The sequence below is a fragment of the Thiomicrorhabdus sp. Milos-T2 genome, assembly GCF_000702325.1.
In the GTDB taxonomy this organism is placed as follows: domain Bacteria; phylum Pseudomonadota; class Gammaproteobacteria; order Thiomicrospirales; family Thiomicrospiraceae; genus Thiomicrorhabdus.
Map to the genome: position 1 here is coordinate 201,587 of NZ_KL370892.1, position 15,124 is coordinate 216,710.

Below are 15,124 nucleotides of genomic sequence, written 5' to 3' on the forward strand. Positions count from 1 at the left end.
TCCAAGAACTATAGCCTTTAATATACATTCATCGACTTATGCAAAGGTCTGTTTTAGTTTTATTTATTTAAATAAGTTTGAGCAAACCATAACTCTAATTTTGTCTGTTCTCGATACAAATCCATCATTGCTCTTACAGGCCCGGTATGCGCTAAGGATGGTGAAATATACTGCCAATGTTCATCATAATAAAAAAACCAATAGGGCTCATATTGACTCTCAAAAGCGGTGTCTGAATCTTCTGAAGGTTTTTGGACATTAACAACGGCCAATGCCCATCGCCCATTTTGTTTTATTTGTTCTACCGTCAGCTTTAAATTTCCCGCTTCAATATCCTTATGAACTTGACGAAATGATTTAATCAATTTTCCGCTTTTACGCCAGCTTAAGGGTTCGAAGTAGGTTTGTTTTAGCTGTGATTCATCTCCACTATGTAAAGCACTAAAATATTGATTTATCGTAGGTGATGCCGGCGTCGGTTCAACGGCAGGCTTGCCGCAACCGGTTAACCATATAAATGAAAAAACTAAAGCTAACTGCCAAAGCAACGAGAGCCGTTTGTTTTTCATTTCCTTAAGGTTCATCCTTAATTCTTTTAAAAAAAATAACATCAGTGGTGCATGCCTTTACTCACTTTAAACTCGATGGTTTTGTGCGAATGGTCACTAAACACTAATGTGATTGGCAAGCTATCGCCTGGTTTGGGTTGGTGATGAACGCCCATTAACATAATATGATAACTACCATGTTTCAATGCCACTTGGCCTTTGGCAGGAACGCGTAATTCCTTTATCTCAACCATGCGATGCATATTATTTTTGTTAATGCTTTCATGCAGCTGAACACTGTCAAACCCACTGGCTTTTGCTTGTTGTATGACAATCGCTTCATCCGTTGGGTTTTTTAAAACCGCAAAGGCCCCTAAGGCAAGTGCGCCTGGCGGTGGTGCGCCGACCCACGGCATTTCAACAACAATATCATCTGATTGATCGGCCATGCTTAATGGCGAAAACATCACCAGAGAAAGCCCTAAGAACAGCGTTGATAAAGTAACTATTTTTTTCATAAGATTTCCTTCTTTTGCATCTTTTGATTGTTGGTCTAAAGAGCTATTACTGATTAATTAATTAATTGACTATAGGCTTCTGCCATTTTAGAAGAATCATGCGGGGCTGGGAAAAAACCTACCACTTTTCCTTCTGGGTTGACCATTAAAATGGTTGTAGAGTGAGAGATAAGATAATTCTTATCAGATGCTTCTGCTAGTATATTTGTATTTTTTTCTTTAAACCAAGCTATTCCTAAAGGATCGCCAAGCTCAGTCAACTGATCTGGCTTACCGGTTATACCAATAAAATTGGGATCAAAATAATGGGCATATTCCATCGCTCTTTTAGGGCTGTCACGCTTTGGATCAATGGAAATAAACACCACTTGGGGCAGTTTTTCTTTGACTATTTTAGTCTCTAATTGCGCATACATATCATGGAGTGCGGTTAACTCTACCGGACAGACATCAGGGCAAAATGTATAGCCGAAATAAAGTAAATGCCACTTGCCTTTAAAATCTTGAGTAGAGATATTTCCTTTTCCCGCCATTTCTAATGTGACGCCTGGCAAGGGTTTCTGGTCCGGCATAGCAAAATACAAATGCGGATCAATCGGCTTATCTGTTTTGGTTAAAAATTGAAAAACTTGAATACCGATCGTTAGACTGGTTGCAAGAAATAAAATGGTAAACAGCGCTTTTGTAAAACGAGGCGCCTCATTTGAATTTTCAATGTTTTCCAAATCATTCTTGTTACTTGACATTTTTTTCTCCCACTTTTAACCGTAATGAATTAGATATAACAATAAAAGAGCTTAAAGACATCCCTAGAGCGGCGCCCCATGGCGGAATTAACCCCAATGCAGCAAATGGGACCGCTGTAAAATTATAGCCAATTGCCCAGGTTAAATTCTGTAATATAATTCGACGCGTTCGTATGGCAATATTGCGCATTTCAGGTAAACGATCCAGTTGTTGCGACAACAAAACAAAATCACTGTTTATTTGGGCGAGTTCAGTGGCTTCCGCAAAGGAAATTGAGACATTTGCGGCGGCTAATGTGGGGGCATCATTAATCCCATCTCCAACCATAATAATTTTATGCCCTTTCTTTTGATGCGCTTGAATCCAGTTTAATTTGCCTTCTGGCGTTTGGTGTCCATGATACTCTTTAATCCCGAGTTTGCTTGCAATTTGCTTTACGGAATCAGGATGATCACCACTTAGAATGATTATTTTATCCATGCCTTGTTTTTTTAGTGCGGCTAGCGTTTCCGTGACTTTTGGCCTTAGCGCATCTTCTAAAACAAACAATAATTTTAGGCTATTTTCTTTAGCGAGCCCAATCACAATATGGCCTTGATTGCGTGCAGCGTTAATGATTTCTTGCTGCTGAGAACCTAAACTGTCAATCGATTCTCCGCAAAAATCTAACTTACCAATACGCCAGGTGTTACCATCAATTTCACCTTTAATTCCCTCTCCGGGCAGATTCACCCGCTTTTCAACTTTAAAAGGCGCTGTATTATGATCTGTATTTTGATGTGTATTCCCTCTATGTAAATTGGTTTGTGAATTGGTTTGTGATTTAGTATGTAAATCGATATCTATATTTTTAACTGCTTGCGCGATGGGATGCTCAGAATGCCATTCTAAACTGGCAGCAATCGCACAAAGATAACCAAAATCATTCTGTGTTTTGGCCTCTAAAAAACCGCCATCACTTGAGGGTTGCCATGCTTCTTTTAAGACAGGTTTACCTAAGGTTAAAGTGCCTGTTTTATCAAAGACAATGGTATCTGCACTGGTTAGCTCTTCAATCGCTGCCATCCTCATAGGCAAAATGCCTAAACGCGCAAAGTACCCTGAACTTAATGAAAGTGCTACGGGCGTCGCTAAAGCCAAGGCACAGGGACAGGTAATAATGAGAACAGACACCACAACGGGTAGAACGCGTTCAGGGTCTATTTGCCACCAAACTATCATTGTTGTGGATGCAATTATTAACACCGCTAATACAAACCATTTAGCCGCTTGCTGCGCCAAAATAGCATAAATAGGTTTTGACTCTATCCCCTTATCAAGCAGGGTTTTAATGTCATTTAGAGTGGATTTATTACTGTTACGCTCAACCTTAATCTTAACAGGTTGATCCACATTGCAGCTGCCACTGATAATTTGATCGCCAACACGACGAAGGACAGGCATTACTTCACCCGTGAGAAGTGATTCATCAAAACTACTATATCCTTCATACAATATACCATCGACTGGCACCGTTTCTCCTGGATTAATCAGAATACAATCGCCTACATTCAGCTCGGTCACTAAAACCGTTTCAACACCATCTACGCCCTCTCGCGTCACTTTTTTTGGAATAATCTTTAGCAACCTATCTAAAGAATTCCCGGCAATAATGCGTCCATTTAGCTCAAAATAACGTGCAATTAAAATCAGGACAATAAACATGGCGATAGAATCGAAATAAACGTCATGCTGTTGGGTAAATGTGGCGATAACACTGCCGACGTAAGCCGTTGTTAAACCTAACACGATGGGGATATCCATACCCAACTGCTTATTTTTCAGATCTCTCCATGCCGACTGATAAAAGTCAGCACCAGAATAGCCCAACATGACGGTCACAACAATTAAATCGGTATAGCGCCCTATAATTTCCCATAAGGCTAAATTACCATCCTCTTTAATCCCCCCCATCCAATAGGTTGCGATGGCATGTGCCATGACTTCCATCCCTAATAAAACAGAAAATAATATTTTAGAAACACTTTTTCTTTTTTGTTCCTCAATCAATTTTTCACGCTGTGTAGGGTCAAAGGGATGGGCTTTATAGCCGATTGAAGCGATTGTTTTTAATATCTCTGAAAGCGCAATAACATCAGGATCCCAAACCACTCTTGCTTGATGGGAGGTGTAATCCATATTGACATCCACAACCCCTTCAAGGGCGCGTAACTGCTGTTCATTCAACCAAACACAGGCAGCACATCGAATGTCTTCTAATATGAGATAAGCTTCTTGCAAGCCATCTTTTTTAGCGCGAACAAAACTCTGCTGAACTTCAAGATTATCGTATACCGTTAGGTTCTTTAAAAACTCAGGTAAGCCCTCTGTGGGTCCTTGGCTGCCATCAACGGTTTCTCGGTGTTGGTAATAGCTTTCCATCCCACTTTCTACAATTGTTTTAGCGACCGCATGGCAACCATAACAACAGAAATAACGTTCTTTCCCTAAAACAGGGTAACTTATGTCTAAATTGGGATTATTGGGCAAGCCACATTGATAACAAATAGAAGCGTCAGTAGAGTCAGAAAGGTCATCAGCCTGAGAGGCAATAACCGTAGATGAGGTTGTGTCACTTTTAGAAAGGTCATCATCTTGAGAGGTCGTCATCACCATATTCAGATACTCAATAATTCAATTAAAAGGTTAAATAAAGTGACAACAATAAATATTACAATCTATTGAAAGTAAAAGAGTAGCTAAAAAGCTACTCTTATATGATTAGACATTGAAAAGAAAAACAGAAATCAGGTTATTCACCATTCATATTGGCAAAGTATTGTGCCATGGCGTTAATTTCTTCATTTGTTAAGGCTTCAGAAATATAGCGCATACGACCATAAATATCGTTATGACGTTTACCTGATCTATAATCTTCCATCGTTTTGCGGAAATAAGAAGGATGTTGGCCTGCTAGAGCCGGCATATCCGTTTTACCACCTTCTGCTTTCCAGCCATGGCAAGATAAGCAGGGTGCAATCATGCGCTTACCATCCCCTCTTTCCAACAGATTTTTAATATTTTTTTGCATCTCTGCAGAGGCAAAATTTTCGACTTTTGGACTACTTGGAAGAGGAAAAGAAGCGTAATACTGTGATAAATCCGCCATATCCTGATCACTCAGTTTTTTGGACAAAGAAACCATCACACTTGAAGAAGTGGTTTCAACGCGTTTTTCATCTTTATAGTCTTTCAACATTTTAAAGGTGTAATTTGCTTGCTGCCCAGCTAAATGAGGCCAGTTTCGTCCTGTCGAAAACCCTTTTTCACCATGACATGTCATACATAACATGGTTTTATTAAGCTCTGCACCCTTTTTAGGGTCGCCGTTTCGTACAAATCTAATTTGTTCGATATCCCAAGCGACATTTGAAGAGGGTCCTTGAGAAGAATCCGCTGTCTTTTCCGATCCATAAGCAAACGTAGCACTGAATAAAAGGGCTGTCGTCAAAAACAGTTGGGGCTTTTTTGTTAGTGTAAACATCAAATTACTCTCCCCACAAAATAGATTCAGGCGTGCCGATTAAGAAAAACTGCAACACGGGATAACCATAACTAGCGATAAGATAAAAGAACATTGCCCAGTTCCAAAAAGTCAGGCTATTGAGTAAGTTTGGCACTTTGAAAGGCTGATGAATCGCTTCAGCGTATTCAACCTCACGCTCAGCGCCATCTGCAACACGCCCTGACATGGTTGAGCGAATCAATAAATACACAAACAGTAAGCCAGAAAACAGCAATGTTAGGGCCCCTGCATTCATAATCAACATTGAAAAGTCCCAAGAAGCCACTAACTCTGGCGCTTGTTGATAAGCCTGCAAAGTATCAACTCGGCGAGGTTGTCCAATAATACCTAAATAATGCCAAGGTATGGTTGTCACCCACATGCCGATAAACCATGCCCATAACTGAACTCGAGCCATTCTAGGTGAGAAAAGGTGACGACCTGTAATTTTAGGCCATAACCAATAGGCGGCTGCAAAATACATAATGACCGTTGTTCCACCATAAATCAGGTGAAAATGACCTGGAATCCATTGTGTATTGTGGATTAAGCTATCTAAAGCATATGAAGCGTTGATCACACCACCCCAACCACCAACAGTCAGCATAAGTAATGATAAACAACCCGCTAAAACAACTGGATTTTTGCAATCCATTGCTTTAATCCAACCAAATAAACCTTTACCGCCGCGTAATCTGCCTGCAATTTCCATTGAGGCAATCACTGTAAAACCTGTCAATAGTGTCGGGGCTGCAACCAAGAAAGTCCCGAACATGTGCAATAATTTCCAGCCATCTGCTTGCATTGGATCCATATACAAATGGTGAAAACCAATCGGCACTGAGAAGATAAACAACATGACAAAAGCAACACGCGCCATCTCATCAGAAAATAATTTTCCACCCGCTTCTTTGGGCAGGATTGAATACATGACTAAATAAGCAGGGAATAACCAAAAATAAACAATCGCGTGCAAAGTTCCAGAGAAAAGGGTTCGCGCTAAACCAGGGTCTAAAGTGTCATTAAATCCAAGCGCAGCAGGGATTAATTGAAAAACAACTTCTGAAGCCACCCATGCAGAGGTCCATAACCAAAGTAATGCGTTCATTACGGTACCAAACATAATGACGGGAACAGGCTTACCTGGGTTTTGTTTTTTCCAAAGCACCATTTGGACAATCATATCGACCGCCCAGAACCATGAGCCAACAACTAACAATGCCGCCCCAATATAGAATGTAGCATGCGCCATTTCAGGTGGATAAAACGTATATAAAACTGAGGCGTTACCAGTCAAAAGCGGAACCGCGGCTAAAGCAACACCAAATGTCGCAACACCAAAGCCTGTCCACGCAAATTTTGGAGACCATAGTTTCATTTTTAAAGAGTGAATTGCCGTATGATAACCAAAGCCCATAATAAAAAAGGTACTAAGTACATAAGCCATCAACACCCCGTGCGAGGAGGTTGAAGCATAATAGACGGCTGCGTTATCAATCGCTGGAAAAAGCCCACTACGCTCTAGTACTTGATAAGCCCCCATAGGAAGCGCTAAAGCAAATGCCGCAAAGGCGACGAAAAAGTTCCAAAACGCTAATTTATTACCGGTATTAACCGTATCCGTTGAAATTTCATTTGCCGTATTTTGAGAGATTGCCATGGTTATTTAACTCCCATTTTTGGTTTAAATTGATCCTTAGGAACAATATGAATCATACCGTACATGTAAGCATGTCCTTGTCCACAATATTCATGACAAATAAGAGGAAAATCCCCTTCCTTGGTAAAATTTGTGGTAATTTCTGAAACATAGCCAGGAACGATCATCACGTTTAAGTTACTGAATGGCGCAAGCACACCATGCAACACATCAAAACTGGCCATACGGAATTTAATGGGAGTATTAACAGGTACGTCTACATGCAATGGATAAAAGCCATAACGTGCCGCAACCATTGTTACCGTTATATTTCCTTGAGCATCTTGTTTAACACCCAAGTTTTTTTCCATAAACTCGCCACCGCCAACACCACTAGCCAGATGAAGTTTAGAAGAATCAATCACCTCAACGTTACTAGGCGGGCTCACATCATCGACAGCCGCATAATAGACAATAACTGCCCAGGTAATAATTAAAATCCCCCCAATAACGCTAATCCAACGTTTCTCAAGAGGGTCAATATGTATAGACATTTTACTGACTCCTAACAATCTTCTTTAATGGGTTAAGCCACGTGGAATATAAAGACCAAACCAAAAATAAAGCCAACCAGCGACAAACAGCACGGCATAAATCGCAAGAATAGCCCAGGTACCACGGGGTGAAGATTCTAAAATCTTCTTTTTCTCTTCATCGGTTAATTGATCCATATTACAAATCTCCTAATTTCCACAAAGGAAGAAAACCAAAACAAGTTAAACGACTCTTTTAACTCTCTAATCCCCTTATTCATAAAAATGATATCAAGGAGCCTAGGAACTGAAACAAAACGTTGCACAAGATTAATGTACATACAGAACGCTCAAAAAGATTTTTTTAACTCACTTATGTTTATCACTTCCTTTTTATATAAAAACACACTTACTTTAAAATAATTAAAAGCCTAAATTAAAAGTCTTGATAAACCATCTCAAACTTTCAACAATGAATTTTTCTCCATTGAGCAGACATAGGATAGTCTTATAAAATTCTAGTAATTATTAAGCAATGCTTTAGTAATCATTCCTTAATTCTAACAAATACCTGGCAAACCAACGCATTTTATTTTTAAAAAAATTAATTTTATAATTTTGTTTTTAAAAAACTACAGATTCGACAATTAATTCATTATTAATTCATTATTAATTAACAAAAAAATGTTTTAATAATTACATTAATATATTATTTACTGAGAATTTTATGTCTACCCAAACGATATTTGTAGTATAAAATTCAGTACCATGATTTGTTGTTTTGTTAAATCAATTAATTTCTAGAGATTTAGTTTATACAAATATGGTCAAATTACGTGCCTTTTTAAAGGTACATCTAATTTATGAGGAATAAAGATGAAAAGATATATTTTCCCATTTGCATTGGCTGTATTTATTATCTCCGGACTTCACAGTGGTCTAACTTTAGCAGATTCAAGTCCTTACGCATCCATGACTGGAGGTATTTCGCTAGACGAAAGTCATGCTTTGGCAGAAAAATACCCGGCAACAGCTTGGAATTTAGCCAACACTTGTTCTGGGTGCCATGGCACATATGGCGCCGAGTTTAATGAAATCATTCCTCCTATAGCGGGCATCAATCGTGAAAAATTCATCTCTATAATGCAAAAATATAAAAAAGAAGATAACAATAACTTTGTTGTGATGGGAATTGTCACTAAACCCTTAACGGATAAAGAAATCGAATTAATGGCGGATTATTTTGCCGCACAAAAACCCGTTCAATGGACCAAAGAAAACTGGCGTGATGACGTTGTTAATCCAGTTGCTGAAAAAGGGAAGGAGTAAACAAGATGTCAAATACTAAATTCACTCAACAGGTTTTAAATTCTTCTCAAAAAAAATCTGGATTATCACGTCGTCATTTTTTAAAAAACACTACTGCTGGACTTGCTGGATTAGGTTTTTGGGGCGCATCAAGTAGGGCTTTTTCAAAAAATGCCGCACACATCGTAATAATAGGTGGTGGTATCGGTGGTGCGGCGGCTGCAAAATATATGAGACTGCTAAATGCAGACGTCAAGATCACCGTTATTGAGCCAAATACCCAATATATTTTCTGCCCTGGCAGTAATGAAGTGTTACCAGGATGGGAAACGTTAGAAGAATTAACGGTAACATATACCACTCTGAAAACACGCTATAGCGTTAATGTCGTGCAAGACAAAGCAACGGACATCGATTATACCAATAAGCGCGTTAAAACCGCGAAAGGAGAGGTCATCTCCTATGACAAATTGATAGTTTCACCAGGCCCAACATTAGACTATGAAGCGATTGATGGATTCAATAAATCCTTGGCGGAAGGAGAATTTCCATCGGCTTGGCACGCAGGTGCTCAAACCCTAAAACTTCGTGAGCAGGTACTGTCAATGAAGCAAGGTGGAACTGTTCTCATTTCTTCACCAAAAGATCCTTACCGCTGTCCTCCTGCACCTTATGAGCGTGCATCGTTTATTTTAACCATGCTTAAAGAGCACAATCCCACAGGTAAAGTTGTTATCTTGGATTCTAAAGACAGCTTTATTTTTGAAAATGTTTATCCTTATTATTGGAAAGAGCATTTTGGTTACGGCACAAACAATAGCATGATTGAATGGGTATCAAAATCTGACGGCGGTGACGTTATTAAATTAGACGCCACAAATCATTCTGTCATCACAGCAAATGGTACCGTTCATAAAGGAGATGTTATTAACATCATCCCTCCTGAAAAAGCTGGTCAATTTGCATTACAAAATGACTTAGCTGAGGGAGACTGGTGTCCTGTTAATTTCCGTGATTTCACATCAACAAAATTCACGGATGTGCATGTCATTGGTGACTCTATTGATGGTGATCCAATGCCTAAAACAGGATATATTGCAAGCAACCAAGCTAAAGTGGTAGTACAAGCGATTAATGATGAATTACATGGTCGCGAAATTGCGAATCCGTTTATCATTAATGACTGTGTTGCCATGGCAAGCAAAGACTTTGGAATGGTTCTAACAGAAACCTTCCGTTTTGCCGGTGACGGTAAACGTTTAGAAGAACGTTACAATATTCCTGGCGCCACAAATGACCCTGCTCGCCAGGTCATTCTTCAAAAAGTAGCTGAAAATTGGCAGCGTTCATTCCGTAAAGACATCTTTAGTTAACCAAACTAAAAGAATGCCTAGAAGAATTCTGAAAATTAATAGGTGACTAACCAAATAAAGCCTTTAAAAGACCAAGGGACTCATCTAAAACGCTTATCATGTTGCTTTGAATAGCTATATACTAACTATATGCTAAACGTTTTTAAAGAGGTTAGTCATCGTTATCCACTTGTCGTTCAACGACTAAAATTTCACTAATTTTAATTGACCGCGTCTAGCAAGCTTAGCTGAAAACATCCAAATACTTAAACGCATTTTAATACAATATAGGTTTGAGGCATTCCATGGCATCTCGCATACATAGTCACGACTCACCATCCAATGCTCACCCTTTAGATACAGAGAAACTTGAATCTAATAATGAAACGATAGAAAATTCTTTAGAAATGGAAGAACAAAACCTTTCTAAAAATCAAGAAGTTATTTCTAGAATACGCGCAGTATATGAACTAGGTAAACCAAAAGTAGTCTACCTCATCATGTTTACCGCCGTGGTAGGCATGATTTTAGCTTTATCAGAACCCTTGACACTTCAAAATGTGGTTCAGATGGCTTGGGCGACTCTAGGTATCGGTTTAGTTTCTGCCTCTGGGGCGGCAGTTAACCACATTATTGACCATAAAGTAGACGAAAAAATGGCTCGTACCGAAGGTCGTCCTCTCCCAACGGGGCGAGTCAGTATTTTATTTGCGATTTTTGTGGCGATAACATGGTTAGTCTCAGGGGAAGCTATTTTACTTTGGCAAACCAATTTTCTAACCGCCCTGCTGACATTAATATCTATGTTTGGCTATGCATTTGTCTATACCGTTTTTTTAAAACACACAACCCCTATGAATATTGTTTGGGGCGGGGCGGCGGGTGCAATGCCGCCTCTTTTGGGCTGGGTTGCGATGACGGGGCAAGTTTCTATTGAAGCCATCGTCTTATTTTTAATCATTTTCTTGTGGACCCCACCACATTTTTGGCCCTTGGCAATTTACCGCGTAGAAGAATATCGAAAAACCCCCTACCCAATGCTACCGGTGACACATGGGATTCCATATACAAAAAATAGAATTGTTTTTTATACGGTCTTAATGTTCTTGATTACGTTGTTGCCTGCTTTTATTGGTATGAGTGGTCTAGCTTATTTTTTATCGGCACTTGGTTTAAATGTACTCTTTGCTTTTTATGTTTATCGTCTTTATTTTAATCAAGATGCCAAAGCGGATATTAAATTATTCGCTTATTCCATTATCTATTTAATGCTGATTTTTGCCTCTCTCTTAGGCGATCATTTTATAGATCATCAACCTAAGCTTCCAAATCTATTACCCATTAGCCAATCTGTAGCGAGTAATGATGTTCAACCTCCTTTTGTTTTAGTCAAACATTTAGGGTAAAGAGCGGCTAATGAAATTGAAATGGCGCCAACTACATTTGGCATTCGCCTTTTGTTTTGCTATCCCCTTGCTCTCATTGGCTATCAGTGGAGCTGGCCTTTCTTTTTCCAATGAAATTGATCGTGCATTCAACCCAGACTTGCGTAACTGCGCACCTAGCCCAGGGAAAAATGCGCTTTCTTTAGATCAATTGATGACGCATATTTGGCAAGCATTACCTGCTGATAATCAGACCAGATTAGAAACCTTGTTTCCTGCAAGAACCCCGTTTGATACAACACGAGTTGATTATATCAATGCAGAAAACCAGCTGATTCAAGCCTTTTTCAATCCATACTCTGGCAAACTATTGGGAAAAAGACCCGCTAATGAAACATTAACGTCTTTTCTCACTCAATGGCATTATGACCTTTGGTCGCCCGTTTGGATGCATTGGCTTTTTGTTATCTCCTCTGTGGGTTTAATGGTTTTAATTTTGTCAGGTTTACCCAACTTTTTAAAAAAACCGAAACTCCTGCACGCGAAAGTGGGCATTATTTTTTTTGGTATTTGGGGCATTATCACAATAAGCGCCCTTCTAATCAGTGTTTGGTCTAATGGTTTTTCTGCCCGGATTGCCTTAAACGCGAATGATTTAAAACCGACTCTTTTAAAATCACATTCACCCATTACTAAAAATACCCTCTCAGCCATTAGCAACTTGACACTTCCTTTGCCTTTACGCCCGTTAGAAACCAAAAATAATGTCTCGCTTTGCCCTAAAGAACAAGGAATTGCTAAGTTAAAATTGAATAGCATTTGGCAAGGTCAATCTGCAATAGAGGCCGTATGTCAATCCAATGAAGATTATGGTGTCGTCTTTCAAACCCGATGGGCTTTACCTATTTTAAATAACCAAGTTCAAATGAATCAAAAAAGCCCTATCACTACAATAAACAACTTATCTACGAACACACATGGATGGTTATGGGGATTGCATTCAGGAGAGGTTTTTGGATTAATCGGTCGTATGCTTTGGATGTGGGCATCCCTTCTGTTAATCTGGATGCTTTGGTCAGGTTTTAATCTATTTTTAATAAGGAAAACGAGTCATGTTAGAAAACCCAACAGACCCTAATCATTTAAGTAACACTGAATTAGACGCGTTACTTCATAAAGAAAAAAAGCAATCTCGTCGCTACCGAAGAATGGCTCTTATTACAATACTGGCCGTGTTGTTTTTAATCTGGGTTGGTTCAATGGTTAGAGCTTTAGATGCGGGCATGGGCTGTCCCGATTGGCCAACGTGTTTTGGCCAAATGGTGCCGCCAACCAGTGTAAGTGAACTGCCTGCAGACTATAAAGAAATATATGCCAACAGGGGTTATGCCGAAGTCGATTTTGACCCATTTAAAACCTGGGTAGAATATCTAAACCGTTTAACTGGGACAACAATAGGCTTCTTAATTTTTCTAACCTTACTCTTCGCTTGGCCCTATCGTAAAAAAGATAAAATTGTGTGGAAGCTATCCATCGCAGCCTTTTTGTTGGTGGGCTTTAATGGATGGTTAGGTGCGGTTGTGGTTAGCTCTAATTTACACCCCGCAATCATTACGACACACATGTTGATGTCTTTATTTCTAGTGGGCGTCTTAGTTCTGGCATTAACAAGCTCGCAACGGCATCTCATCACAATAGATTCTGAAACCATTACACAGATTAAACCGTTACTTTATATCGCTATTTTTATCACATTGATTCAGGTCGTGTTAGGCACGCAAGTCCGAGAGCAAGTGGATCAAATTGCCGCACTCTCAACGCAGTATTACCAAAGAGAAGGATGGATAGATCAATTAGGTTCAATTATAAATATTCATATCACTAATGCTATCTTGGTATTAGGGACTAATCTATTTTTAGCGCTAAAAACATTAAAAGCTTGTCAAAAACCTAGGGTTAAATTGATTGCTTATGGCTTAATGGCGAGTGTGATAATCACATTTATGATTGGTTTGATTTTATACAAATTTAATTTGCCGCATCTTCTTCAACCTATGCACTTATTAATGGCATCAATAACCTTTAGTTTTCAGATATTTGTATTATCTTCACTTTATTATTCCAATAAACCCTCACCTTACATAGTGGCTCAATAATTTTGATATCTTTATTTTGTGATTGATTCTTTATTTTTAAAAAATTAATCACGAAAACACGAAAGTAGGAAAGTTGATAGGTAAAATACAAAAACGATTTGAGACCTTTGCACGAGTCCGGGATGTAAGAAAAAAGTAAAAAGATTATTTAGATTTAGTCTAAAAAATACGGGTATTAGCTAGTAATAGCTAGCGCTTCGTATTGGGCGGATATTTTAGGCTAGAGATAGAGAATTAGAGCCTTATTTATACACGCATCTAATCTTGCAAAAGTCTCAATAAGTGTAAAAATGCATTTCTAGCATCAATCTAACGCTATACTCTGGCTCTTTAAAACTATCCGTTTCACTCCATGTTGCTCTAGGTTCAAATTCACTATAAAGCCAATTATGGTAAAGCCTTTCCCGCCAATTCATCCCAAAAGCAACAGACTTAAACATGGCATCTTCATTATTAATATTCCAGTTACCATCTAAAAAATAAGCACGGGCTCTAATCGGTGAGACGGACTCAAATAAAATAGCCTTTTGATTCAACAAAATCTCAGAATCTTCTCGCCACCAAGTGGCAGAAGTTTGGCCTCTTGCTAACCATTTAGGATTCAACTTATAGTCAAAAACCTGCTGCCCTTCCCAAGCAAAACCACGCTCTCTTTCTAAATATAGATTTTGAGTTGTACGAGACTCTACTTTATTTTCAAAATTATTTTTATAACGCACCTTATATTTAACAAACGGATTAGGCTCAATATAATTAATAAATTTCAACCCCATATCCATTTGAGCAATAATGCCTTTTGTAGATTCAAAAAGGTACCTACCCGCCAAGGTATTTTGTGTATCGTTGTCAACGGTATTTTGAGTATTTGATGGCTTAATGCCTGATTGATTTAAGCTGTTTGAGTTTTGTTCTTCATCTCCTTCAAAAGAGGAAACCAAGACTTTCCAACGGTGATTTGTTCTAGGTAAATCAATTTGTGCTTTAAAATTTAAACTACTAACACTATCGCCATTATCATAATAAGTGAAAGGTGCATAGACAATTAGTCGACTACCTTTTTCAGAAACTTCGGATATATCAGTTCCAAAAAATCGGTCTATTGTTTCGCCCGTACTTTGCACATAACTCCCAACATAGGCTTGAGCCGAAGACAGCCCTGCAAGATAACTTTTAATGGTTGGATTTTCTACACGCTCTAAAATAGGCGTACTAAATTCTTTAGTGGCAACTTTCTGTTGATTTTGAAGCTCATTATTGGTTACTGAGCCAGGTAGAACCTTTTTTTCATTAGCAATAGTTTGTGATGAGAATAATACACTGCTAACGAGTAAAACTTTTATAATAGCATCTTGCATATTAAGAAACCCAACGTCTTTAAAGACTAAAATTGAAGC

At 38.8% G+C, this 15,124-nt stretch carries 14 protein-coding genes; 5 read left to right on the forward strand and 9 right to left on the reverse strand.

What is annotated here, in order from left to right:
- Nucleotides 1-59 precede the first annotated feature (59 nt).
- From BS34_RS0111055 to BS34_RS13060, 8 genes are all read right to left on the reverse strand, one after another.
- On the reverse strand, nt 60-569 hold the full coding sequence (locus BS34_RS0111055; RefSeq protein WP_158661014.1) for a hypothetical protein: 510 nt from the start codon (nt 567-569) through the stop codon (nt 60-62).
- A 41-nt stretch (nt 570-610) separates the two neighbouring features.
- On the reverse strand, nt 611-1,066 hold the full coding sequence (locus BS34_RS0111060) for a copper chaperone PCu(A)C (RefSeq protein WP_051640866.1): 456 nt from the start codon (nt 1,064-1,066) through the stop codon (nt 611-613).
- A 53-nt stretch (nt 1,067-1,119) separates the two neighbouring features.
- A complete protein-coding gene (locus tag BS34_RS0111065) occupies nt 1,120-1,812 on the reverse strand; it encodes an SCO family protein (protein ID WP_029408573.1) in 693 nt (230 codons plus the stop codon).
- Complete coding sequence (locus tag BS34_RS0111070; RefSeq protein ID WP_051640867.1) at nt 1,802-4,468, reverse strand: heavy metal translocating P-type ATPase; 2,667 nt, start codon at nt 4,466-4,468, stop codon at nt 1,802-1,804. The genes BS34_RS0111065 and BS34_RS0111070 overlap by 11 nt, the downstream gene beginning before the upstream one ends.
- A gap of 136 nt (nt 4,469-4,604) precedes the next feature.
- Entirely contained in the window at nt 4,605-5,336 is a 732-nt protein-coding gene (locus BS34_RS0111075) for a c-type cytochrome (RefSeq protein WP_038126717.1), read from the reverse strand.
- A 4-nt stretch (nt 5,337-5,340) separates the two neighbouring features.
- Nucleotides 5,341-7,017, reverse strand: a complete 1,677-nt coding sequence (locus BS34_RS0111080; protein ID WP_051640868.1) for a cbb3-type cytochrome c oxidase subunit I — start codon at nt 7,015-7,017, stop codon at nt 5,341-5,343.
- 2 nt (nt 7,018-7,019) lie between these two features.
- Complete coding sequence (locus BS34_RS0111085; RefSeq protein ID WP_051640869.1) at nt 7,020-7,550, reverse strand: cupredoxin domain-containing protein; 531 nt, start codon at nt 7,548-7,550, stop codon at nt 7,020-7,022.
- Nucleotides 7,551-7,574: 24 nt separating this feature from the next.
- Nucleotides 7,575-7,727, reverse strand: coding sequence for a hypothetical protein (locus tag BS34_RS13060; RefSeq protein ID WP_029408578.1), 153 nt, complete (start codon nt 7,725-7,727; stop codon nt 7,575-7,577).
- 678 nt (nt 7,728-8,405) lie between these two features.
- On the opposite strand from BS34_RS13060, the gene BS34_RS12750 reads away from it, so the two are divergent.
- The 5 genes from BS34_RS12750 (at nt 8,406) to BS34_RS0111115 (ending at nt 13,730) form a co-directional block, all read left to right on the forward strand.
- The gene (locus tag BS34_RS12750) at nt 8,406-8,858 is read left to right on the forward strand and encodes a c-type cytochrome (RefSeq protein WP_051640870.1); all 453 of its coding nucleotides are present in this window, start codon (nt 8,406-8,408) and stop codon (nt 8,856-8,858) included.
- A 5-nt stretch (nt 8,859-8,863) separates the two neighbouring features.
- A complete protein-coding gene (locus tag BS34_RS0111100) occupies nt 8,864-10,210 on the forward strand; it encodes an NAD(P)/FAD-dependent oxidoreductase (RefSeq protein ID WP_029408580.1) in 1,347 nt (448 codons plus the stop codon).
- 284 nt (nt 10,211-10,494) lie between these two features.
- Entirely contained in the window at nt 10,495-11,595 is a 1,101-nt protein-coding gene (gene cyoE / locus BS34_RS0111105) for a heme o synthase (RefSeq protein ID WP_233993209.1), read from the forward strand.
- A gap of 10 nt (nt 11,596-11,605) precedes the next feature.
- Entirely contained in the window at nt 11,606-12,712 is a 1,107-nt protein-coding gene (locus BS34_RS0111110) for a PepSY-associated TM helix domain-containing protein (RefSeq protein ID WP_029408582.1), read from the forward strand.
- Complete coding sequence (locus BS34_RS0111115) at nt 12,687-13,730, forward strand: COX15/CtaA family protein (RefSeq protein WP_051640871.1); 1,044 nt, start codon at nt 12,687-12,689, stop codon at nt 13,728-13,730. The genes BS34_RS0111110 and BS34_RS0111115 overlap by 26 nt, the downstream gene beginning before the upstream one ends.
- Before the next feature lie 275 nt (nt 13,731-14,005).
- Here the strand turns inward: BS34_RS0111115 and BS34_RS0111120 are convergent, their stop codons facing one another.
- Nucleotides 14,006-15,085 (reverse strand): hypothetical protein, encoded by a 1,080-nt coding sequence (locus tag BS34_RS0111120; RefSeq protein ID WP_029408584.1) that lies wholly within the window; start codon nt 15,083-15,085, stop codon nt 14,006-14,008.
- Between the last annotated feature and the right edge of the window lie 39 nt (nt 15,086-15,124).

Coding starts and splice junctions, on each gene's coding strand:
- BS34_RS0111075 (WP_038126717.1), bottom strand. CDS start 5,336: ATGTTTACACTAACAAAAAAGCCCCAACTGTTTTTGACGACAGCCCTT.
- BS34_RS0111055 (WP_158661014.1), bottom strand. CDS start 569: ATGAAAAACAAACGGCTCTCGTTGCTTTGGCAGTTAGCTTTAGTTTTT.
- BS34_RS0111110 (WP_029408582.1), top strand. CDS start 11,606: ATGAAATTGAAATGGCGCCAACTACATTTGGCATTCGCCTTTTGTTTT.
- BS34_RS0111085 (WP_051640869.1), bottom strand. CDS start 7,550: ATGTCTATACATATTGACCCTCTTGAGAAACGTTGGATTAGCGTTATT.
- BS34_RS0111060 (WP_051640866.1), bottom strand. CDS start 1,066: ATGAAAAAAATAGTTACTTTATCAACGCTGTTCTTAGGGCTTTCTCTG.
- BS34_RS0111115 (WP_051640871.1), top strand. CDS start 12,687: ATGTTAGAAAACCCAACAGACCCTAATCATTTAAGTAACACTGAATTA.
- BS34_RS0111080 (WP_051640868.1), bottom strand. CDS start 7,017: ATGGCAATCTCTCAAAATACGGCAAATGAAATTTCAACGGATACGGTT.
- BS34_RS0111120 (WP_029408584.1), bottom strand. CDS start 15,085: ATGCAAGATGCTATTATAAAAGTTTTACTCGTTAGCAGTGTATTATTC.
- cyoE (WP_233993209.1), top strand. CDS start 10,495: ATGGCATCTCGCATACATAGTCACGACTCACCATCCAATGCTCACCCT.
- BS34_RS12750 (WP_051640870.1), top strand. CDS start 8,406: ATGAAAAGATATATTTTCCCATTTGCATTGGCTGTATTTATTATCTCC.
- BS34_RS0111065 (WP_029408573.1), bottom strand. CDS start 1,812: ATGTCAAGTAACAAGAATGATTTGGAAAACATTGAAAATTCAAATGAG.
- BS34_RS13060 (WP_029408578.1), bottom strand. CDS start 7,727: ATGGATCAATTAACCGATGAAGAGAAAAAGAAGATTTTAGAATCTTCA.
- BS34_RS0111100 (WP_029408580.1), top strand. CDS start 8,864: ATGTCAAATACTAAATTCACTCAACAGGTTTTAAATTCTTCTCAAAAA.
- BS34_RS0111070 (WP_051640867.1), bottom strand. CDS start 4,468: ATGGTGATGACGACCTCTCAAGATGATGACCTTTCTAAAAGTGACACA.